The organism is Clostridium sp. YIM B02506 (assembly GCF_022324845.1).
Classification (GTDB): domain Bacteria; phylum Bacillota; class Clostridia; order Clostridiales; family Clostridiaceae; genus Clostridium_T; species Clostridium_T intestinale.
In genome coordinates, this window is record NZ_JAKGTG010000001.1 from 99,248 (window position 1) to 123,121 (window position 23,874).

Consider the following 23,874-nt stretch of genomic DNA (forward strand, 5'->3'; position numbering starts at 1 on the left):
TATTAGCCCTCCTATAATCTAGTTCTGTCTTCTACAGGCTTATCTTCTACTATTACTCCATCTTTAAACCTTACTATTCTCTTAGTATACTTAGCTACATCTGGCTCGTGAGTAACCATTATTACAGTTGCTCCCTCATCATTTATATCTTGAAATATTTTCATGATATCAAATGTAGATTTTGTATCCAAATTTCCTGTAGGTTCATCTGCCATTATTATAGTAGGTTCATTAACTATAGCTCTAGCTATTGCAACTCTTTGCTTTTGTCCACCTGATATTTCTGTAGACTTATTATGAAGTTTATCTCCTAAGCCAACTTTTTCTAAAGCTTTTATAGCCCTTTCTCTTCTGACTTTAGGTGAAACCCCTGCATAAATCATAGGAAGCTCAACATTTTCTAATACAGTCATTCTAGGAAGAAGGTTAAATGCTTGAAATACAAATCCTATTTCTTTATTTCTTATAAATGCTAACTCATCATCTTTAAGCATGGAAATGTTTTTACCATTTAAGTAATACTCACCTTCGCTCATTTTATCAAGACATCCTAATATATTCATAAGGGTTGATTTACCTGAACCTGATGCTCCCATTATGGATGTAAATTCTCCCTTTGTAATTTTTAAATCTACTCCTTTTAATGCTTTAAAGGTTACTGACCCAGTCTCATATATCTTTACTATATTTTTAATTTCAACAACATTTACATCACTCAATTTAATATCCTCCTACTTTACTAAAGTTCCATCTTTAATTGTATCTGTAGGATTAAGGATTACTTTAGCACCAGTTGTTACTCCCTCTACTTGAACTTCAGTATCAGACTGAATTCCCTTAGTAACTTCCTTCTCTACCGCCTTATTATCTTCAACTATATAAATAACGCTCTTTCCTGTTTTATCTGTTTTAAGACTTTCTGTTGGTACTTTAATTACATTTTTTGCTTCATTTAATAAGATATCAACATCTGCTTCAAATCCTATTTTAAGTTCTGGATTTACATCCGTTATATTAATATCAACACTAAGATTAGCTTCTCCACTTGTAGAAGTCTTTGCAACTTCAGCTGTAGGAGATATATAAGAAACCTTACCCTTATACTCTTTTCCATTATTCTTAATTACTGCATCTTGACCAATAGTAACTTTAGCTGCATCATATCTACTTAAAGATAAAGTAACTTTTAAATTTGCTACATTCTGAACTGTTACAGCAGCTTGTTGTATAGTTCCCATAGCTCCTTCTGCCACATTTAAAGCTGTGACTACTCCATCTATATCTGCTGTTATACTACTTACTCCTTTAGATAAATTGCTGTTTGCATTATCTAAAGTTAGTTTAGCAGAATTTATGCTATTGTCCGCTTGTTGAAGCTTTGTATCTGATATTGGTGTTAAAGCAGACTTACTTTTCTCTAAACTTTCCTTCTTCGAATTTAAAGTAGGTAATAAATCTATATCAAATGGATCATTTTGTGCTTTTTCTATTTGATTGTTTACTTCTTTAATTTCTTTATCATATTCAGCTATCTTATTTTTAATATCATTATTTTGATTTACTAAATCCTGTTTTTGAAGTAAAGCATTATTATATTGTATTTCTGCTTGTTTTACTTGAGTATTTAAATCTTGTTGATCATACGTTACTAATACATCACCTTTTTTAACTGTATCTCCAACTTTAACATTTACTTTGGTTACTTTTGCTTGTGCACCATAATAATCTTTAACCTCTTGTGATTTAACTAAAGCTGTACTAGATAAATATACCTGCAAGTCTCCTTGAGTAACTTCTGATGTTTTAACTGTACTTCCTTGATTTCTAGCTCTATTTATTCTATTTAAACCAAATACTCCTCCAACAACTACTACAGCTATAATTATTGCTATTACTTTCTTTTTCATTTATGTAACCCCCATGATTTTTTAATTTATGTAATTATCTTATATAGTAAGTATAAACTAATATTAAATAAGTTATTATCTATGTATAAAATAAGTATTAAATTTTTCTAAAGTTAATTTTTTACATTTAAATAAGATGTATAAATTATAACAATTCATACATCTTATTTACTACAAAATTAAATTCTCTACAACAATATTTTTTTCTTTTTTTATGTCTATAAACTTATCTTCACATAATAAAAGAGGTTCGGAGATATTGTTTATATCAATTTGAATTATTTTACCTACATTGCCATCACTCAATAAAACATTTTCTCCCATATAGTAATTAATTATATGTTTTAAAAAAATATCACAATACTCATAGTTTAACTTTCTTAAACCCTCTTCTTTTATTATTTCTAAAGCTTCTAATGCACCCTTTTTCTTCTTATAACCTCTATTAGAATTAACAACATCAAATACATCAGCTATAGCTATTATTTTTGAAAAAATATGTATTTTATCACCTTTAATTCCTAATGGATATCCTGATCCATCTTCTCTTTCATGATGCATTAATACACCATAACTTACAGAACTATCAAGAAAAGAAATTTCCTTTATATAATTATATGTTATTGTAGGATGTTTTTCTATTTCTTTAATCTCATCTTTTCTTAATTTTCCTTTTTTATTTAATATTTGGGGATTTATTTGAGTTTTTCCAAAGTCATGTAATATAGCTGAATAGGTTAATAGATTTATTTTTACTTCATCTAATCCAATCCATTTCCCTAAAATAGCGCTTAATGCCGCAACATTTACACTATGTCTATATATTGCATCATCTCCGCTTCCCTTTATTACAATATTTTTAATTACTGAGCTTGTTGATTTTAATTCTTCTTGAATTTTTTTAGCAAATTTTCTGACTTCCTCAATTCCATTACTCTGTATGCTGTATATACCTTCAAATATTTCTTTCATATTATCAGTTAACTTTTGAAAACTTTCCTCAATTTCTTCTATGGATTTTTCTTTTTCAGAAAACATATTTTCATATAGTTGTGATTTATCATCGTAGATCTCTATTTTATCTAAAATATATTGATTTTTTAGTTTATATATAATATTTTCTGTAAGAGATGTATCTTGAACTAATAACACTCTTCCATTAATCTCTAAGTCTTTTGATAATACCATTCCATCCTTCAAGTCTTCAATATATATATGCTTTACTCTTCTTTCCAAAACCTCTCCCCCTTATTATCCCGATATAAATTCCTATATCTTCTATATCGTTCCAAATATAAATATCTAAACATCTTAGCATAATAAAAGGAGCATCATTATAATGCCCCTGGGTTATATTTCTTTATACCATACATTCATGCTTTCTATTCTACCAGATATGTTAGTGTTATTTATTAAGGTTCCTGAAAACTTAAAACCTATTTTGGAGAAGAGTATATTTGCATCAAAAGATTTTGCTCTAACTACAGAATATAAAGTTTTTATTCCTATTTTCTTCATTTCTTCTTCCATAGAGATTACTAAATAACGTGCTAAACCTTTCCCTCTAAAATTCTCATCACCAGCAAAATTAGTCATTTCAGCATATAAATTTTCTCTATCTACTTCACACGCAACAGCCGCTATGATTTTTTCTTTCTTACATATAGCTCCATACACTGTATTATTATTAATAAAATCTTCTATATATTTATACTCAAATACTGAAAGAAGTCTTGATTTTATATTTTTTCTATAGAAGTCCACTAATTCATCTAACTCTTTTTCTCTCACTAATCTATACATTAAATCTTCTCTTAATAAAAGTCTACAATATTTATTCTTATTTTTATTTTTAGCAGCCTCATGTATAACTTTATTAAGAATCTCTTTGTATCTCACTGTTTCTCTTTCTACAGAAAAATACTTTGCTAAAAATAGTCCATCTTCATTCCCTCTATACAGGTTAGGTATTCTAGCCTCTATAATATATCCTTTTTTTAAAAAAGATTCTCTATTTCTATATGCAATCTTAGCAGAAATTTTACTATATCTTCTTACTTTAACTGCCTTTTCTAATATGTCTATGATGTAGTCACTTTCTTCATCATTAAGTTTTATTAAATCTATTCTATCACTGTATCTGTCATAAGATATAACTGATTTTCTTTCATTTATATCATAAAGCACTTGCTATTCTCCTCTTTTCTAATTTTATAAACAACTTCATTATAACACTTAAGTTGTCAAATTTAAAGTTAATCCTCAAGTAAATACATCCAAATCAATATTCTCTATTTAATAAGATAAATTAATCAGCTTACCTATAGCTATACTTTTACTATTTTGCCCATGACCAAGCTCATTTGTTTTTATTATTGGTAGATCTAAATCCCCTAAGATATCTAACAAAATCTCTTCAGTTTTTGGTGTATAATTTTTCTCCTCCATCTCGCTAAAGCTACCTAATATTATTCCCTTTATATTTTTAAAAACATCTAGCTGTTCATATTGAGTTAAGTAGGTTGTTATTTTGGAAACATCTCCACCTAGGCTCTCTAAAAATAAAATCTTATCTTTAAAGTCTACCATATATTTTGTTCCTGCTAGCTTCAAAAAACATCGGATATTTCCCCCAACTACTTCTCCACTCATCTTATTTCCTCTAATCCATTTATAGTTAAAATTCAATAAATCAGTACTTCCCTCAAAAAAGAAACCTTTAAACAGCTTTAACTGTTCTTCTTTATACTCCCCAACAAGATTTCTAAGTTGATAATAATACGTATCTATTCCACTTAAGTCATGGAGTGGATTTAATAAAACGGATAAATCGCTATACCCAAGGAATGGTTTCTTATTATTCCCTATCTCATTAAAATCTAAATAATTTAAAACTCCATTGGCTAAATCTCCTCCAGATATATCAAATATGGCTTTAACTGACTTATCTTTAAAAAGCTTCATAAGTCCTTCAGCCTTCTCTTTTGGAGTTCCATTATAGACATCTTTACTTCTGTAAATTTCATTTCCATAAACAAACTTCAGCCCTAAACTTACCAAAACTTCTTCAAGTTTCTTTATTTTCTTATTACTTTCAATAGCCAGCCCATTTGAACAGGCTATTAACCCAATAGTATCACCAATTTCAATCATATTTCTCATATAAATCAACGTCTCCTTTTTTACTTTTTATAATTGTATCAACTAACATAAAAAGCATTCAACCCTTAATTGAATGCTTTTATTCACATGTTAGTATTTATCTTTTTAAGTACACTTTCTAAGTCCCTAACATGCTCTTCTTCTTGGCTTATTATTACTGTCAACAGCTTATAATTATTAGTTTCCATATCATTAGGTTCACTAACAAATAATCCCCTTATCCTTTTAACTAAAGCCAAATAATCTTTTTCAAAGCCTATAGCCAAATCTAATAAGTCTTTGACTTCATGTATTTCTTTACTCACACTTAAATGCATAAACTCATATACTAACTTACTTGCTTTATCGTATATATCAAATTCAACATCTATATCCTCACAGTTCAGTATGTTGTCTCTAAAGTCTTCATAAATCTTTACATGTTTTCTTTCTTGGTTAGCTAATGCTTTAGCTAATACTTTTATATTCTCTTGACCTTCAAGTCCTTCTGATTTTTTTATATAAAGCTCGGCACCAAGCTCCTCTATCTTAATTATTTTATCTATCAAGTCTGTTAGTTTATACATTACGCCTTCATCTCCCTATTAAATTTACCCTGTATAATCTTACACCTGAATTTAGTATATTACAATATATTAAATTATATCTAAGTAATCAAAAAAGCCTATGTGCATTAATAAACACATAAACTTTTTAATCTACCTCTTCTACTATTTAACTAATACTAAATAATCCTGAAAAGCCAGCTATTAGAATCATTATTCCAAATACCATTCTATATATAACAAATACCTTCATAGGCTTTTTCTTTAAGTACTCTATAAACTTTTTTATTACAATTAATGCAACTATAAACGATACTAGAAAGCCTACTACTAATGACATTATTTCAATTGAAGTCAATGTAGAAACTCCTCCAATTTTGATAAATTTTAAAAGACTCATTCCCATCATTACTGGTATAGCCAAGAAGAATGAAAACTCCGCTGCTGCTACTGTAGATAATCCAGCTATCCATCCACCTATTATTGTAGAGGCAGATCTAGACATCCCTGGTATTATAGCTAAACATTGAAATAAACCTATAATTATTGCTTGTTTAGGGTTAATATTTATTTCTTTAGCACCTGAAACATTTCTAAATCTATTTTCAGCGTAAAGCATCCATACAGCACCTAAAACTAAAGTAATAGCAACAGATACGGTATTAAATAAATACTTATCTGCTAAATCGTCTAAAGTTAATTGAACTACAGCACCTGGAATACATGCTATAACTATCATAAACCAAAACTTAAAACCAGACTTTTCATAACCAACTTTTCCTGGGAAAAAGTTTAGTAGAGTTTCTTTTATTTTTCTCCAATATAAAACTACAACTGCAAGTATTGCTCCTAACTGTATAACATATGCATACATATTTACATAGGTTTCATTATCACCTTGAAACCCTAATAGATTCTGAAATATTATTATGTGACCTGTTGAAGATATAGGAAGAAACTCTGTTATCCCTTCAACCACACCTATTATAGCTGATTTTATTAAAAAAATTAAATTATCCATTACTTATCCTTTCCAAACTCTTATTTGTTTAATATACATGGTTTTGGCAAATTTATAATATGCTAGTTGAATAAGGGCGAAAATTAATGTTGTAACTACAAAATATGCTGATAGGTTATCATTTAATAAATTGCTTAATGCTTTTATAGCAAAAAATGTATGAGAAATAGAAACTATAAAAGGAATAAAAAATATTATAAAAATCTGGCCCTCTACTGTCTTCTCTATTTCTTCATTTGTTATTCCTATTTTCTTTAATGCTATAAATTCATATCTGTCCTTTTGAACTTCATTGAATATTTTAAAATATAATATACTATTAGTTGAAATAAAAAATATTATGGATATAAAACTTCCTATGAAGAAAAGCAAGGACATAGTTTTAATAAGGGGCGAATACCTTTGTATCCTCTCAATAAAAGACTTTCCTATATCATTACTAAATAAATTTCCAACCTCATTCATAGAATTAAAATCTTTATTAAAGTTGTTAAAATTATATCCGTAATATATAACCTTATTATTTTCACTAGTGTAACTTAGTATTTTGTTATACAATCCATCTTCTAAAACAGCTGTATTAGCATTGGTATTTTCATAGTCATCATTTATTATTCCACCACTAATCTCATTTTTTATATTCAATTCCACAATTGATTTATCTACACCTAAATTTATCCTATCTTTCTCATCTATAAAATAATGACTTCCAATCCCCCCCATAACATTATAAGTACGTATTATAACCTCATCATCCTTTAAGTTTACTGCTTCTCTTCCCTGCTTTAAAGCCAACTTATTGTAATCATAATTAGACATTAAGTAAAAGTCCTTTTTGTTATTAATCGTATTAAGATTACCCTTTTTAGGCTCTACTGCATCTAAATTCTCAGCTTTTATTAATGTTATACTTATTTTATCCTCTATATCATATCCATTTGAAACTAATATATCAGACACTAATTTCTCATTATTTTCTCCAGTTCTCCCAATAAAGTCAAAATCCTGTGGAAAATTAAGCCTTATACTGTTTAATACATTCTTTTGTACCGAATAGACACTTATTATAGCTGTTAAACTAATAGCACTAAATATTGAAACAATAAATAGAATTATAATATTATCTTTTATTTTATAAATTAACTGAGATATACTTATTAAGTTTATACCTTTGTAATACTTCTTTTTATTTTTCTTTAGTCTATCTGTTAAAAATATACTTAACTGAGCGTACAATAGATAAGTTCCTAGTATAGTTATAACTAAGATAGGTACCATTGTAACTTCTATTGCTCTTCCCGAAAATAAAGCTAATCCATAACCTAAGCCTAAAAGGACTAAACATAATATAGCTTTTCCTGTAGAAAATTCTGTTTCATATCTAGACTCTTGTTCTTCTTTCAAAAGTTTAATAACACTACTCTTCTTTATTCTGTAACTACATATATAATTTATTACCTGAGATAAAATTACAAATCCTACCAAAGTTAATAAGGTTACTCTTTTAGATATATGAAATTTTATTACCTCATCTAAATCTAAAATTACAGTTATAATTAAGAAAAATAATCTTGAAAATAGCATACCCACTATAATTCCAGTAATTATAGAAATAAGTGAAAACAACAAATTTTCTATAGATGTATATAAAGTTATATTAGAATTAGTAAATCCAAGAGTTTTTAAAAGCGCAAATTCTCTTTTACGTATTTTCAAAAAATTAGAAATAGAATAACTAGAAAAAATCAAGGTAAACACTACTATAGTAATTTCACAAAAATATATTATAATTTTTATAACCCTATCCATATTGTTTAGTTCTTGAATATTACCTACCTCTAAATTATAGAGAAAGTTTCCAAACATAAAAAATATCATTATTATAATTACATTACTTAAATAGTACATAATATATTTGTTTAAGTTTTCTCTCATATTCTTATATACAACATCACTTAAGGTCATTATAACTCCTCCTTATATCTCCCAAAAGTGAAAGTGAGTCTATAATTTCCTTAAAAAAAGTTTCCCTACTATTCCGCTTCACTATATCAAGAAAAAATCTTCCATCTTTTATCATGATAACTTTATTACAAAAACTTGCTACAAAAGGATCATGAGTAACCATTAAGATAGTAGATTTTTTCTCTTTATTCAATTTACTTAACCCATCCATTATATCGTAAGCTGATTTTGAATCTAAACTTCCTGTAGGTTCGTCTGCAAAAATAATAGAAGGATTATTGATTAAAGCTCTTGCACAAGCTACCTTCTGCCTCTGACCACCAGAAATTTCATAAACTCTTTTACCTAATATACTTCTTATGTCCAAAAATTCAGTTATACTTCTAAGTCTTTGTTCTATTTCTAAAACTTCAACCTTCTCCAAAGCTAATGGTAAAAGTATATTCTCTTCAATAGATAGCGACTCTAATAGATTAAAATCTTGAAATATAAATCCTATTTCTCTACGTCTAAATAAAGATATCTCCTTGTCATTTAAGGTGGAAGGGGTAATATTACTAATAAGTATTTCTCCTGAGGATGGATAATCTAATGTGGCTAGGATATTAAGAAGTGTTGTTTTTCCACTTCCTGAAGGTCCCATAACACCTATAAACTCCCCCTCTTCTACAGTAACACTAAAATTATTTAGAGCTTTAACTTTCATGCTACCTCTCTTAGAGGTGTACACTTTAGTTATATTTTTTGCTTCTAGTATACTCATTACCCTTCCTCCAAATTAAGTATCTCTACTCATATATTTAATAACTGCAAATCCAACAATAAATGTGATTATACAGTATATTATATCAAATCCTTCAGGTATTCCTGGAAATACTTCTAATAAAGACCCTATTACAAAACCCAATATAAGTAAATAAGTTTTACTCGGATACTTTTCAAGTAAATTTTCTATAGCCTTTGTAGTAGATAAAGTTCCTATTATAGCCCCTATTCCTATTGGAACTAAATACGCAAGGTTAAAAGTATTTATAGCTTCTAAAGTAATACTATATAATCCTAAAGTTAAAAGCATAAATGAAGTACTTATTCCTGGAAGAATAAGAGCTACAGCTATTATAAAACCAGCTATTACAAGAAATATTGTACTCTTAACACCAGTATCTGTAGCTAAAGTAAGCACTGCACTTGGCTGTAAAGTCATTATAAATACAATTATAAAACCTATAACTAAAAACATTAAGTCTGCTTTTTTTCTTTCAGAACTCAATGACTTTTTATATAAAACAGGAATCCCCCCACATATTATACCTAAAAACAGATAAATCATTGGATTCTCATACTTAACTAGTGCCTGTTCTATAATTTTACTAAACGCACCCATACCTACAACAGCACCTATTCCAATTTGAACTAAAAATAAACTATTCTTTTTCCAATCTTTAAAAAAAGAACTAATAGAATGAATTAAATCATCATACACACCTAATATTATTGCCATAGTTCCCCCACTAACTCCTGGAACTAAAGTTGCCAAACCTATAACTACACCTTTTATAACAGTAACTATATTTCCCATTCTATCCTCCTAAATTAAAAAGTATATTTATATTATAAAAAAAATAGAGAAACCTACCTATCGATTTCTCTTTCAACTTAACTTACATTTCTTTCAATTTTGTAAGACTACATATTGAATATACTCTTTTCTTTATTAAATGCTACATAAAACTTGCTTCCTACTCCCTCTTCAGACTCAACCCAAATTCTATGTCCAAGCTCATCACACACTTTTTTAGATAGATATAATCCCATTCCTGTTGATTCATTTATTTTTCTTCCATTTTTGCCTGTAAAAAAAGCTCTAAAAACCCTTCCTACATCCTCTTTAGCTATACCTATTCCATTATCTTCAATAACCAATATATTTTCTTTCTCTTCCTCTTTTATAATAAAATCTATGCTTCTTTTCTCACCATCTTTTGAATATTTTACACCGTTGATAAGCAATTGATTTATTACAAAATATAAAGATTTTCTATCACTTCTTACTATTAAATTTTCTTTTCCTTTAATCTTTGGATAAACTCTATTTTTTATAATAAGCTTCTTATTATCATTTATAACTTCTCTAAGTAACTCATTAAGGTGTATATTTTCTACTACAAAATCTAAATTAAACTTATTCAATCTAGCATTATAAAGAACCATCTCTAATCCATGGTATAACTTATCATTTTCTTCCCCTATACTTTCAAAGGCTTCATTACCCTCATTATTAACAGCTTCTTGCACAAGAAGATTGATAACAGATACCGGCGTTTTCATCTGATGTACCCATTGATTTATAAATTCCAAATACTCGTTATGTATATCTTCATATCTAGTTATTTCCTGTTTGTAATTTCTATATAGCTTTGTTAGAATAACTTGAAAAATTTCCTGTTCTCTTGTTACTCCTTGTACATCGTAGAGTAAATCATCTAAATCTATATCAGAATTTACTAAGGTACTTAATTGTTTATAGAAATCTCTATTTTTTCTATAATCATAGACTAAAAAAACACTAAGCAAAATAACTGATATCAATAAAGAATATACTATATTCTCAAAAAATACTTCTTTTAAAGCTATTATTAAAGTGAGATGCATGGTCAATATAACCAATAAAATAGCTACAAAATAAATAACTATGTATCCTATCCTATCTTTAAGGTATTGAAAAAAATTTATTTCCTTATTCATAGATTAATTATCTCCAATTATTTATAAGTTTATATCCTTGTCCTCGTTTGGTTTCAATAGAATCTTTAATACCTATATCTTCAAGTTTTTTTCTTAACCTAGTTATATTAACTGAAAGAGTATTATCATCTACAAAATCGATATCACTCCATAAAGCTTCAAGCAGCATATCTCTATTTACAATCTTATTTATGTTCTTTACAAGAGTAAATAAGAGCACAAACTCATTTTTACTTAAGTCAATCTTTTTATCTCTAAATTCTATAATATTTTTATCAGTATAAATAAATAATCCTTCTACATCAAAGACCTCTTGGGATACTCCCTCTGAATAACTCCCATAAACTCTTCTTATTACCCCTTTTATCTTTGCAAGCAATACCTCATATGAGAAAGGCTTAGTTATATAATCATCTCCACCATTTTCTATAGCTCTAACTTGATCTATATCTGAATCTCTTGCAGATATAAATACAATAGGAACATTTGACACAGTTCTTATATCCCTACACCAATAGAACCCGTCATAAAAAGGAAGATTAATATCCATAAGTACTAAACTTGGATTATTTTTTATAAACTCACTTTTTATATTAGAGAAATTCTCAACCTCTTGAATGTTATATCCGTATTTTTCAAGATGATTTTTAATAAGTTCCCGTAACTTTTTATCATCTTCTATAAGCATAATACTGTACATAAAATCTCACCTAACCTATAAATTATTCCTCAAATAGTATCCTATAAGGTTTTGCATGCTCATTATCTGAATCTTCAACAAGTTCATTGAAGTGTTTATTGTTTATATTTATTTTAACATTATTATCTTTAACTATCTCAGTTATATCCAACAAATCATATATTGACCCAAAGGTAGCTAAATTTATTTTGTATCCATCCTTAAAATAAACTTTGTAATATAAACTTCCACCAGATTTATGTTCTTTAACATAGATAGAAACCTCTTCAATATCTTTATAGCTGTAGGTTTTATCCTTAAAATTTAATAAACTATGCTTCTCTATCCTATCTTCAAATACTGCGTAATAATTATTTATTCCATATAAACATGCTACTAATAAGACAGTAAACAAACCAGCAAAAACTAAATTATACCGTAATTTGTTACTCCTGTTCTTTTTATATATACCACTATAAACAGGTGTATATTCTAAAGGCTCATATGCATCCTTTCTAAATTTAAAATATATATACAATAATATAACTAAAAGTATAGGTATAACCATAAGCATAATATAATTTAACACTGAAGTATCAAACAACATATACCCCTTAGAATTTCTGCTAATTACCTTAAATGTTAAAGTCCCCATTCCTCCAACATAACCAAAAAAAATGATAATTACTATAATTATTATTCCTAATCTTCTAAAAAATCCTCCTATAGAGTCTACTCCTTGAAATAAGTCATTATACAAAATAAAATTCCCCCAACCTACTATTAAAGCCCTCTATCTAAGAGGGCTTATGATGATTATATTATAATTTGCTATTTTTTTCAAATAAATAGTCTTGTTACATATTTATATTAGCTCTTAAATCAGAAACTATCTTCAATATGGATTCTAATGCATTTTCCACTGGTACATTTACAGAAAAGCTCTTATCTCTAGCAACAACTTCTACAATATTTTGTTTTAAATTTCTTGGACTAACAACTACTCTTACTGGAATTCCTAATAGGTCAGCATCTGAAAACATAACTCCTGCACTTACAGAACGATCATCATAAATAACCTCTACACCTTGTTGTTGTAATTTTTTATATAAATTATCTGCACATTCCTTTATTTCAGTATTATCAGAGCGTACCGCACATAAATGAACATGCCATGGAGCAATTGATATTGGCCACATTGGACCAAATTCATCATGATTCGCCTCACATACTGCAGCTGCAAGTCTCCCTAATCCAATACCATAACAACCCATTATAGGATTTTGTAAATTACCCTCTTGGTCAAGGTAAGTCATGTTCATAGATTTAGTATATTTGTCGCCAAGTTGAAAAATATTGCCTACTTCTACCCCACGTGAAATTGTAATAGCTGGCTTTCCGCAATTAGGGCATATACCACCTTCAATAACTTTCCCAAAGTCATGATACTCAACCACTCCAATATCACGACTAATGTCTAATCCAGTATAGTGATACTCCTCCTTGTTTGCACCACAAGAAAGATTGTTAGTGTTTTTAAGTGAAGAGTCAAAAAGCAGGATAAAATCGCCTTCTAAATTATATGGGCCTATATAGCCTGGTATAAGTCCGCTATCTTCAGTAATTATTGCTGGATGAATTTCTTCACCTAAATAATTCGATAATTTAGTTTCATTTACCTCTATATCTCCACGTATAAATAGCACAACATACTTATCATCCGAATTTCTTTGATATACAACAGCTTTACAAGAAAGGCTTTCTTTACTATTTAAAAACTTACAAACCTCTTCAATGGTATGAATATTTGGTGTATGAACAAGTGTCAGTTTTTCTGAAACTTCATCTTTATTATTATGAATTATACTCTCAGCAGCTTCTATATTTGCACGATAATCACATTCTTTGCATATAGCTATTGAATCCTCTCCAATAGGAGTTAATAACATAAATTCATGTGATATACTTCCCCCCATCATACCAGAATCAGAGGCTACGGATATTACTTCTGGTATCCCTGTTCTTTTATAGATTCTTTCATAAGCTTCATAACAACTAGTATAATATTCTTCCAAATCCTCTTTACTTGTATGGAAAGAATATGCATCCTTCATAGTGAATTCACGAACACGAATTAATCCTGCTCTTGGACGAGCTTCATCTCTAAATTTAGTTTGTATTTGATAAATCATAAATGGGTATTTTAAATAACTCTTCCCATATTCACGTACAAGTTGAACAGCCGCCTCCTCATGTGTCATACCAAGAACTAGAGGGCTTTTATTTCTATCACTAAATCTAACAAGTTCGTTACCTATACTTTCATATCTCCCAGATTCTTCCCATAAGCTTGCAGGCATAACTACTGGAAACTGTACTTCCTGTCCTTCAATCCCATCCATTTCTTCACGCATAATCTGTTCTATTTTTCTTGTGATTCTTTTCAGTGGAGTATATGAAGAATAGATTCCATTGGAAACACCTTTTATATATCCTCCTCTAACCATTAATGCATGACTATCAACTACGCAATCAGATGGTCTTTCTTTAAAACGATCACCAATTAATTTTTCAAGTTTCATATTGATACCTCCATTTTTGTTTTTAAATACAAAAAAATCGCCCTAGATTGAAAAATCAATCTAGGGCGAACTATAACCAAGTCCACGGTACCACCTAAATACGGAATAAATCCGTTCTCATTAAGTACAAGATAATTATCTGATACTTTATCTCTGTTACGGGAGAACCCGGTGGAACTTACTGAAAAAAGATATCTTTTTCCGTTCGGCACACAGCTCAAAGATTGGTTGGGTATCTATTCATTAAAGGCTCACACCAATGCCTTCTCTCTGATAAATCCAAGATACTTACTATTTCTCATCATAGCCTTTTGTATTCACTTTTAATCTTACTATAGATTCAAAGCATAGTCAATTAACCTGTTTAGATAGGTATTATCATTTCATCCTACAAGAACAGCACCGCTTCTAAATAAAGACTTTTCCAAATATCTCTCCCATTAATAATTACTTAATTAAATAAGTATCTAATTAAGTAATTAAGTAATTAGGTACTTAGATACTTAGATATGGGTATACGGTGATACTTAAATGCATAGATAATTAAGTAATTAAGTAATTACCTAATTATCTATGCATTAAAAATAGTTAAAATAAATCTAATAAAGCCCCCTAAAGAGGCTTTATTAGATTTATTTATCAGTACTAAAAGTTATTTTAATGGCTTTCTTAGGGCAAGAGTCTACACATTCCCCACATAATATACACTCTAGGTTGTGCATTTTTTCTTTCTTAACCATTGAGTTTACATCTAAACTCATAGGGCATTTTTTGTTGCAAATACTACAGCTTATGCATTTATCCTTTTCTCCTTCTAAATGAAGTGATGGATATTTAAAAATATTTTTTATCTTAGCTCCTATGATCATAAATGGAGCCATCCAGCAAACATAATGACAAAAACTGCGTCTACCTAAAGTTAATGCTAATATGGTAACTAATGCTATTACACCATAATATACTACATAAGCTTGTATACTTATTGTTGATATTCCATACTGAGTTTGATAAAAAAAGTCAGTTCTTTTTATTCCCCCAGCTAAGAAAAACATGGTAATTATCGAAGCTATCCAAGGAATCCAGATAAAGAACTTTACCCAATTCAATACACCTCCCTTTGCCTTTTTATCTACTACCATTGAACAACATTCTTGAAGACCTCCAGCTGGACAAAGCCATCCGCAGAAACCTCTTCCAAATAATAATGAGAATATAAACATTAGTATAAACACTACAGCACTACCTGTAATTATTCCTTCTGAAGCTCCCATAACAATTAGATAAGGTGAAAAATAATATAGAGTTATAGGGAATAATAAAAATGACATTAATATCATTGTTTTTCTTATTTTTTGCCTTTTCACCATCACTTCCTCCTACTATCTAACTTTAAGTTAATATTTTTAATATATATCTTCATTTGAATATAACAAAAAATCCATATTATAAAATACATTCCTATGAAAATTATAGAAGTGGATATAATACTGTTAATATCATCAACAAACCATCTAGCTTTAATTGCACAAGGAAAATAAACAATAGCAACTCCCATACAGTGAATTATAGTTGCAGTTAACATACTTAATCTATTTGATTGAAATAACATGTTAAGAGCGCCAAAAGCAAATCCAACTATGGCTGAGGAAATATACTGTGTGATTAAAAAATCACTAGTAAAAGTGGCTGTTTCTCCATTTAACAACATCATAATAACTCCGATGGTATGAATAATAAAAATTCCTATGACACTTCCCTGAATTCCTCTTGCTAACATTTCTTTTAGATTTTTTAAACTCATATAAATCTCTCCTTCCTATAGTCCTAAATATTCTTTTATTTTTTTTACATATCTTCGAGATGAATACTCCACATCACCGTTCATAAATCTTATACATAAGGTTCCATTAAAAGACATCTCTAAATTTTTTATCTTATCTATATTTGCTATTACTGAATTAGATATTCTTATAAAGTTTGTTCCTTCTAATTGTTCTTCAAGTTCATATAACTTTGACTTTATCTGTAATGAGTGTTTCTCAATCTTAGCCAATACCTTTTGGTTCTCAGCGTAAAAATAATAAATTTCATTAGGATTAACTAAATATATTTTTTCATCTTTAATTCCTTTAAAAACTTTACCTTGGGTTTTATTTATCTTATTAATAATTTCTTTTATCTCTTCAGTGACTTCACTTGTAAAAATCACTATTTTAATTTCTTTAATATCTGGTTCTATTTTAATTTCTAACTTTAAACTCATAATTTACGCCCCTTTCTCTCCTTCTATGGTAAGTATAAAATATATTTTTTACTTTAACTACAATTAATATATAGATGGTAGAAAATCATATATACATGGTATCAATTAAGTGCAAAGATCAGATAAAATTAAAAGAAGTCACTACAAAACCAAATTAACTTTAGCTTTGTGGTAACTTCTTTTTTATTAATCAAAATATACATTTGAAAATTCTACATTAACAGTCCTAACTAAACCATCATCCATTAAATTACCTTTAAGGATATCTTCTTCCTCTACTATTTCTATAGGTAGTATAACTTTAAAAGCACTTCCTTGACCAAGCTTACTTTCTAAATTTATCTCTCCTCTTAGTGCATTCACTAGAAGATTAACTATATATAGACCTATTCCTGTACCTTCTGATTCTCTTGTAAGGCTATTATTAACTTGTCCAAATCTTTCAAAAATCACTTTTTGTTTATCTTCTGGTATCCCAGGGCCCTCATCCTTCACCGTAATAGATACTAGTCCATTATTTTCTTCTATGTCCACATATATATTCCCTTTAATAGGTGAAAACTTTATAGCATTAGATAATAAATTTAGTAATATTCTTTCGTATTTTTCATCATCTATTCCTAGATATATTTCTTTTGAAGAAGGGTTACACTCTATGTTCACATTCTTCTCATTAGCATATACTAAAATAGATTTTATAATTAGCTTAGTCATCCTTACAATGTCCATATTTTTTTTATTTACTTTTAGATATCCAGCATCAGCTCTTGTTATATCAAGTAAATTATTAACCAATCTCACTTGTTGTAGTGAGCTTTGATATATCTTTTTAATATATTTTTTTGCAATATCACTTAACTCATTTTTACATATTAATTCTATAGCTTGTACAGCTGACATTGTAACTGTAAGAGGGGTTTTAAACTCATGTGATATAAAGGAAAAGAACTTTTCTTGATTACTTAAAGTCCTCTCTAATTCATCATTTTCCTCTAATACTATATGGGATTGTTCCTCAATCAACATCTCAGTTAAGTATCTTTCAGTTATTTCTTCTGTCATCTCTGTAACATACTTCATTTCTCCATCTTCATGTATAGGTATAAGCGTTCCCTTCCAAAAAGTTCTTCCTCTTTTGAAATTGTCACATGCATATTCATTTACATGTACTATTTTCTTTTGGGATAATACTTCTCTCCATAGTTGCTCTGATGGGCTTCCTTTCCATCCAGTTACAAACTCATGTATTTTTCTTCCATATGTATTTTCTCTTACATCAAAAGGGGTATCAAAAAAATCTAGATACGTTTGATTAGCCTTAAGTAATCTAATATCTGGAACTGAAAAAATAGCCATACCTAATCTATTTTCATTATATAATTCCTCAAAAAATAAAAACTTATCTTTTAACTTAGTTCCCCTATTTACTTTAAACATAATCAAGTTATCTTCTAATTCTATATTAACTTCTATTGCTTCATAATCTTTTGTAAATATAAAGTGATTTTTTTCTTTCTCTATTTCTTTTATATCAAAAGTAGCTTTTAAAAGGCTCAAAACTTCTGATATATGTTTATTAACTATATCTTCTCTTAAGTATTGAATTAAATCTAAAAACTCATTAGTTACCTTAATTACTATGTAATCTCTTAAGTGCAACATATAATAAATTTCTTCTCTCATGTCTTCCCCTTTATATCTATCTACTCTTACTAATTAATACTACCACAATATTCATTTATTATCTATATATGGTATAATTTAAATAAAATAAAAGACTTACCTTTTACTTAGATAAGTCTTAATAACTTCTATTGATTAGATTTTCTTTTATTAAACATTAGAAGAGCTTGAAAAATCATCATCCAGGTAATCGTATTGCTCACTACTTCTAATCTATAAAATATAAGTCCTATTATTATAAATACTGAACTTAACATAATTCCAATGTTCCTATTTTTAATTAATAAATCTTCTCTAGTTATTGGCATAGCTGAATTCACTATTGGCGCTTGATTCCATATACAATATAAAGATACCATTCCTAATATTAGTTTGCCCAAGAGATTAATATCTACTTTGTAACTTAGGTAGACTACACTTCCTATTATAAATACAGTACTAAAAAAACATTTTATCTGGCTATCTTCATGATACCCACCTATAAATGGTTTTGTGGTTATCATTGTTATTATAGCAACTAAGGCATATATTGGTTTGCCTAATACAAAAAATATAGCAAAAGTTCCCATAGTTTTTAAGGCTTCAAAAACAAAAACTTTTAAAGCATATTCTACCTGTTGCTCTTGATCTTTAGTATAATTATTTACTTTAGATATGTACTGTGCAGTAATAGATATAAGCTTCCTCATATATCATTACCTCCCAAAATATTTACTAAATCCTTATTATACTACCTTATTTGGAATCAAAAATCTAAAGGTTGTCCATTCTTTATCACTTTCAATAGCTATTTCGCCATTACAACTATTAATTATATCCTTAACTATGCTAAGTCCATATCCCCTATCCCCATTTTGGTTATCTTTTGTGGTAAATCCAGAGCTAAATATTTTTTCTTTTATATCATTTGGTATTTTAGGTCCATTATTAGATATAGCTATACTAACTCCATTATGCCCATTATAACTTTTTAATTTTATTATGGGATTATCTATGTCCTTAAGTATGTCCATAGAATTTTTAACAATATTAGATAAAAGTTTTAATAAATCATTATCTGATATTGATATATTTTCATATTCTGCGCTATCAAAAGCTATCACATTTATACCAGCAGATGAAGCTGGATGTAATACTGAAGCTATCAAAGGTGTTGTTTGTTCACTTACACTTACAGCATCACTTAAATTTTGATATCTCTCTACAATGCTTTTTAATAAAAGCCCTACTCTATCATATTTACCTAATTGATATAGTCCATAAAGACCACTTATTTCACTACCATAATCATGTTTTATTTTTTTAAGTTCTATTATTTTTTCGTTTAATGCCTTATTAAGCATTTCTACTTCTTTTGATTTATCATTTATTTTAGCAAAATATAATGCAGCGTAAATTAAACTTATAAATGCAAATAGATACATAATAGCTTTTAACATTAAACCTACTGGCTGATTAGTCCAATCCATACGAACAGTATCTAAAAATATTATAAAATAATCAACAATAAACACAAATCCTAACAAATTTTTAGTATTTTTTAAAGCTATGATTGCATTAAAAATATATTTTCTAACTTTATATACAGTAAAATATACTACCCAAGCTGGAATATATACAAAGACAATTAGTTGCATTTCTTGTGAAAGTCCTAAATTTAAATTTGCAAATATACTCTTGTAAATAGTAAGTAAAAAATATGATGTCATTGCAACTATAGCATAGGCAACTCCAAATCCTAGAAAAACATCAACTAGTGACTTTCTAAAAAACACTCCTACTATTATTATAATTCCAATTACCATTAACAAATTAGAAATCGATATATTACTCCCAGCATGAGTAAGTATAAAAACTTCTGTAAATACAAGGGCTACAGCCAAACAAAATTTCTTTCTTGAGATTTTATTATAGCTATAAGCTATGTTATTTGGCATCCAAATGAATAAAATTGCTTGAAAAATTGTAGTTATTGTATCAAATACATTTAATAACATTTATTATCTCCTTTTATTTAGGGGGATTTTTAAATCTGGAGGTGGGACACACCTCCAATTTTGGACATGAAAGGTTATCTTTGGTTTTTCATTGACTCAGGCATTTCTTCTACTGCTATACCACTTACTGAGACAGGTCCTACAATAGTGATTATTGCAGCTAAGCTTAAACAAACTGTTCCAAGGAATTGAAATAATTTTTTCATAAAAAACACCTCTCCCTATTAAATTATTAATTGGTTGTCCAACTTTTATTATACATGGATTATTCATTTTTTTAAATACATTTAACTCAAAAAACGACAAATTATGATATATTTTTCCTGTATTTATATCATATTATATAAAAACACAGGAAAATACTTGTCGAAAAAAGAAACTCAGAAGCTAAATATAATATAACTTCTGAGCTCTATAATTACAATGAGTATATTGTTGGTAAAAATAAACCTAATTTATCTTAAATTTTATCTTCTCTTCTTCTTTTAAAACTTCATTCATACTTCCAGTTCTATACCCAGCTATATCTAATGTGGTATATATAAAACCTATTTCTTTAAACTTAGACGATATCTTGTCCATAAATTCTATATTAAAGAACTTTTCTCTCTCTTCTGGTGCAACTTCAATTCTAGCTATTTCTCCATGATGTCTTACTCTAACCTGTCTTATTCCCATATCAAGTAGAAATTGTTCTGCTTGATCTATCATTTTTAGTTTAGGTAAGGTTATTTTATTTCCATAGGGAAATCTTGATGATAAACAAGCGAAAGCAGGCTTGTTCCATGTTTCAAGTCCATATTCCTTTGATAAATCTCTAATATCTTTTTTGCTTAATCCAGCTTCTTTTAACGGACTAATTACTAACAATTCTTTTGCTGCCAACATTCCTGGTCTATAATCCCCATTATCATCTAAATTCGATCCATCAAAAACATATTCAACCCCATTTTCTAAAGCAACTTCTTTAACTTTGGTAAAAAGCTCTTTTTTACAGTAATAACATCTATTTTTAGGATTGCTCGCAAATCCTTCTATATCAAGCTCCTCTGAGGAAATTATTATATGTTTAACCCCAAAATCTTTTGCATACTTAATTGCTTCATTAAGTTCTCTTTCTGGATACGTTGATGAAGTAGCTGTAACTGCTATAAGTTTATCCCCTAAAACTTCTTTAGCTACCCTTATAAGAAATGTGCTATCAACACCACCTGAAAAAGCTACTGCAGCACTTCCTTTTTTCCTAATTATATCTTTAAGTAATTCTAATTTCTCATCTAGCAACATATTATCCTCCTAATCATCTCTAAAGTTTATTAATTATACTGGCATTATACGCAGCTCCAAATCCATTATCTATATTTACAACACTAACCCCACTTGCACAACTATTAAGCATTGATAAAAGTGCAGCAACACCACCAAAGTTAGCTCCATATCCCACACTTGTTGGTACTGCTATAACTGGCTTATCTACAAGTCCACCAATAACACTAGCTAATGCTCCCTCCATACCAGCAATTACTATAACCACCTTTGCCCCCTTAATTATGTCTAGTTTAGCAAAAAGTCTATGAATACCAGCCACACCTACATCAGTAATTTTCTCAACCCTATTTCCAAATATTTTTGCTGTTTCTACAGCCTCTTCAACTACATATAAATCAGAAGTTCCTGCCGAAACAACTGCAATGTAACTTTCTGTAACTTCTTCTTTTCTCAATTCTACAGTTATAGTTTTTCCTATACTGTTATACCTAGCTTCTGGACATATTTCTTTTACAGCCATATACATTTCTTCTGTAGCTCTAGTTCCCAATATGTTTGTGTTCTTTGTAAGCATAAATTTAACTATATCTCTAACTTGCTCTACAGTTTTTCCTTGGCAATAAATTACCTCTGGATATCCAACTCTAAGCTCTCTATGATTATCAATTAAAGCAAAATCCAAGTCCTTAAAAGGTAAATCCTCTAACTTTTCTAAAGCCTCATCTACTTCTATTTCACTGTCTTTTACTAGTTTAAGAAGGTGTTTTATATCTTCTTTATTCATAATTCTTAGCTCCTATAAATTTCTTCATATACCTGTTTTAGTGGTATACTATTTTCTTTAGCTATAATCTTGCACTCTTCATATTCAGGTTTAGATTTTATTAATTCACCTTTATAATAGGAATTTTTAAGTGTAACATCTCCGTAAGCCGTTTTCACCTTAGAGAAATTCCTCTCTAACATTATTTTTTCAACTTTATATTTTCTTACCCCTATTGAAGTGGTTTCTTTAAAAATTATCTTTAAAACTTCTTCTTCTTTATCTGCACTTACCAGTACGCTTAACTTTATAGCTGGTCTTCCTTTTTTCATAATAATAGCTGTTTTATAAACATCTAAAGCACCATTTGAAAAAAGTCTTTCTTCAATATATTCATAAAACTCTGGATTCATATCATCTATATTTGTCTCAATAATGTACTGTACTTCTGTCTTTTCTGACTCTTTTATTGTCCCTAGATATACTCTTAATACATTAGGTATTTCTAGTTCTCTATGACCTAATCCATAGGCAACTTTGTCTATTTGAAAATCTATTTTTTCTGTATATTCTTGAACATTTGCAGCTAATATAGCAGCTCCTGTAGGGGTTGTTGTTTCAAATTCTACTACTCCAGTTTTTACTGGAATACCCTTTAATATCTCAACAGTTGCTGGTGCTGGCACTGGTATCATCCCATGAGCACATTTAACAAATCCTCCACCTAACTGAATACTTGATGCAATAATCTTATCTACCTTTAAATAATCTAATGTTATAGCCGAAGCTACTATATCTATAATCGAATCTACAGCTCCAACTTCATGAAAATGAACTTCATATAAATCTTTTCCATGAACCTTCGCCTCTGCCTCTGCAACCTTCATGAAAGTTTTAATACTTAACTTCTTTACATTATCACTTAAGTCACTTGAGTTGATTATCTCTTCTATTTCCTTTAACCCTCTATGATGATGCTCCATATTATGTTCATTGTCCTCATGATGGTGATGTGTATGAGGATGTTCATCAATGTTTGTATGGCTATGATGATTATGTTGGTGATCATCATTACTGGCATGTCCATTTTTCAATATAACATCAACTCTTGTACCTGTTATTCCTTTTTTTATAGTTTTTTGTATCTTTATTTCATACTCAGAATCTATTTTAAGTTTTGATATTTCTTTTAATAAATATTCCTGCGGTACACCTAAGTCTAGCATAGCTGCAATGTGCATATCTCCACTTGTTCCACAAAAACAGTCATAATATAATACTTTCATAATTTCC

24 protein-coding genes and 1 other annotated feature are annotated in these 23,874 nt (G+C 28.7%); all 24 genes read right to left on the reverse strand.

Annotation, left to right across the window (positions count from 1 at the left end; genetic code table 11):
- Positions 1-11: 11 nt before the first annotated feature.
- The 24 genes from L1S49_RS00420 to larC all read right to left on the reverse strand — a co-directional run bounded on the left by L1S49_RS00420 (position 12) and on the right by larC (position 23,867).
- Positions 12-719, reverse strand: a complete 708-nt coding sequence (locus tag L1S49_RS00420; protein ID WP_021803377.1) for an ABC transporter ATP-binding protein — start codon at positions 717-719, stop codon at positions 12-14.
- Positions 720-731: 12 nt separating this feature from the next.
- Positions 732-1,907, reverse strand: coding sequence for a biotin/lipoyl-binding protein (locus L1S49_RS00425; protein ID WP_238902087.1), 1,176 nt, complete (start codon positions 1,905-1,907; stop codon positions 732-734).
- A 171-nt stretch (positions 1,908-2,078) separates the two neighbouring features.
- Positions 2,079-3,143 carry an HD-GYP domain-containing protein gene (locus L1S49_RS00430; protein ID WP_238902088.1) on the reverse strand — a complete coding sequence of 355 codons (1,065 nt, stop codon included), beginning with the start codon at positions 3,141-3,143 and terminating at the stop codon, positions 2,079-2,081.
- Between the two features lie 114 nt (positions 3,144-3,257).
- Complete coding sequence (gene ablB / locus L1S49_RS00435) at positions 3,258-4,094, reverse strand: putative beta-lysine N-acetyltransferase (RefSeq protein ID WP_238902089.1); 837 nt, start codon at positions 4,092-4,094, stop codon at positions 3,258-3,260.
- A 108-nt stretch (positions 4,095-4,202) separates the two neighbouring features.
- Positions 4,203-5,069 carry a S66 peptidase family protein gene (locus L1S49_RS00440; RefSeq protein WP_238902090.1) on the reverse strand — a complete coding sequence of 289 codons (867 nt, stop codon included), beginning with the start codon at positions 5,067-5,069 and terminating at the stop codon, positions 4,203-4,205.
- 83 nt (positions 5,070-5,152) lie between these two features.
- The gene (locus L1S49_RS00445; protein ID WP_238902091.1) at positions 5,153-5,635 is read right to left on the reverse strand and encodes a hypothetical protein; all 483 of its coding nucleotides are present in this window, start codon (positions 5,633-5,635) and stop codon (positions 5,153-5,155) included.
- Between the two features lie 148 nt (positions 5,636-5,783).
- On the reverse strand, positions 5,784-6,635 hold the full coding sequence (locus L1S49_RS00450) for an undecaprenyl-diphosphate phosphatase (RefSeq protein ID WP_238902092.1): 852 nt from the start codon (positions 6,633-6,635) through the stop codon (positions 5,784-5,786).
- A 3-nt stretch (positions 6,636-6,638) separates the two neighbouring features.
- Entirely contained in the window at positions 6,639-8,600 is a 1,962-nt protein-coding gene (locus L1S49_RS00455; RefSeq protein WP_238902093.1) for an ABC transporter permease, read from the reverse strand.
- Positions 8,587-9,363, reverse strand: coding sequence for an ABC transporter ATP-binding protein (locus L1S49_RS00460; protein ID WP_238902094.1), 777 nt, complete (start codon positions 9,361-9,363; stop codon positions 8,587-8,589). Before L1S49_RS00460 ends, L1S49_RS00455 begins: the two co-directional genes overlap by 14 nt.
- Positions 9,364-9,378: 15 nt before the next feature.
- Positions 9,379-10,179 (reverse strand): DUF368 domain-containing protein, encoded by an 801-nt coding sequence (locus tag L1S49_RS00465; protein WP_238902095.1) that lies wholly within the window; start codon positions 10,177-10,179, stop codon positions 9,379-9,381.
- A gap of 107 nt (positions 10,180-10,286) precedes the next feature.
- Entirely contained in the window at positions 10,287-11,333 is a 1,047-nt protein-coding gene (locus L1S49_RS00470) for a sensor histidine kinase (protein ID WP_238902305.1), read from the reverse strand.
- 19 nt (positions 11,334-11,352) lie between these two features.
- Complete coding sequence (locus tag L1S49_RS00475; protein ID WP_238902096.1) at positions 11,353-12,045, reverse strand: response regulator transcription factor; 693 nt, start codon at positions 12,043-12,045, stop codon at positions 11,353-11,355.
- Positions 12,046-12,067: 22 nt separating this feature from the next.
- Positions 12,068-12,784, reverse strand: a complete 717-nt coding sequence (locus tag L1S49_RS00480; RefSeq protein ID WP_238902097.1) for a hypothetical protein — start codon at positions 12,782-12,784, stop codon at positions 12,068-12,070.
- A gap of 97 nt (positions 12,785-12,881) precedes the next feature.
- A complete protein-coding gene (locus tag L1S49_RS00485; RefSeq protein ID WP_238902098.1) occupies positions 12,882-14,606 on the reverse strand; it encodes a proline--tRNA ligase in 1,725 nt (574 codons plus the stop codon).
- Positions 14,607-14,664: 58 nt separating this feature from the next.
- Positions 14,665-14,920 (reverse strand) — a binding site (T-box leader).
- 318 nt (positions 14,921-15,238) lie between these two features.
- A complete protein-coding gene (locus L1S49_RS00490) occupies positions 15,239-15,973 on the reverse strand; it encodes a 4Fe-4S binding protein (RefSeq protein WP_275299481.1) in 735 nt (244 codons plus the stop codon).
- Complete coding sequence (locus L1S49_RS00495) at positions 15,973-16,407, reverse strand: DUF3021 domain-containing protein (RefSeq protein ID WP_021803390.1); 435 nt, start codon at positions 16,405-16,407, stop codon at positions 15,973-15,975. Before L1S49_RS00495 ends, L1S49_RS00490 begins: the two co-directional genes overlap by 1 nt.
- Before the next feature lie 15 nt (positions 16,408-16,422).
- The gene (locus L1S49_RS00500) at positions 16,423-16,869 is read right to left on the reverse strand and encodes a LytTR family DNA-binding domain-containing protein (protein WP_238902100.1); all 447 of its coding nucleotides are present in this window, start codon (positions 16,867-16,869) and stop codon (positions 16,423-16,425) included.
- 186 nt (positions 16,870-17,055) lie between these two features.
- Entirely contained in the window at positions 17,056-18,552 is a 1,497-nt protein-coding gene (locus L1S49_RS00505) for a PAS domain-containing sensor histidine kinase (RefSeq protein ID WP_238902101.1), read from the reverse strand.
- Positions 18,553-18,680: 128 nt separating this feature from the next.
- Positions 18,681-19,241, reverse strand: coding sequence for an accessory gene regulator B family protein (locus L1S49_RS00510; RefSeq protein WP_238902102.1), 561 nt, complete (start codon positions 19,239-19,241; stop codon positions 18,681-18,683).
- A 36-nt stretch (positions 19,242-19,277) separates the two neighbouring features.
- On the reverse strand, positions 19,278-20,549 hold the full coding sequence (locus tag L1S49_RS00515) for an ATP-binding protein (RefSeq protein ID WP_238902103.1): 1,272 nt from the start codon (positions 20,547-20,549) through the stop codon (positions 19,278-19,280).
- A 74-nt stretch (positions 20,550-20,623) separates the two neighbouring features.
- Positions 20,624-20,755 carry a hypothetical protein gene (locus L1S49_RS23115; RefSeq protein ID WP_275299482.1) on the reverse strand — a complete coding sequence of 44 codons (132 nt, stop codon included), beginning with the start codon at positions 20,753-20,755 and terminating at the stop codon, positions 20,624-20,626.
- Between the two features lie 244 nt (positions 20,756-20,999).
- Positions 21,000-21,836 (reverse strand): ATP-dependent sacrificial sulfur transferase LarE, encoded by an 837-nt coding sequence (gene larE, locus L1S49_RS00520; protein ID WP_238902104.1) that lies wholly within the window; start codon positions 21,834-21,836, stop codon positions 21,000-21,002.
- Between the two features lie 19 nt (positions 21,837-21,855).
- On the reverse strand, positions 21,856-22,602 hold the full coding sequence (gene larB, locus L1S49_RS00525) for a nickel pincer cofactor biosynthesis protein LarB (protein ID WP_238902105.1): 747 nt from the start codon (positions 22,600-22,602) through the stop codon (positions 21,856-21,858).
- Between the two features lie 5 nt (positions 22,603-22,607).
- Positions 22,608-23,867, reverse strand: coding sequence for a nickel pincer cofactor biosynthesis protein LarC (gene larC, locus L1S49_RS00530; RefSeq protein ID WP_238902106.1), 1,260 nt, complete (start codon positions 23,865-23,867; stop codon positions 22,608-22,610).
- Between the last annotated feature and the right edge of the window lie 7 nt (positions 23,868-23,874).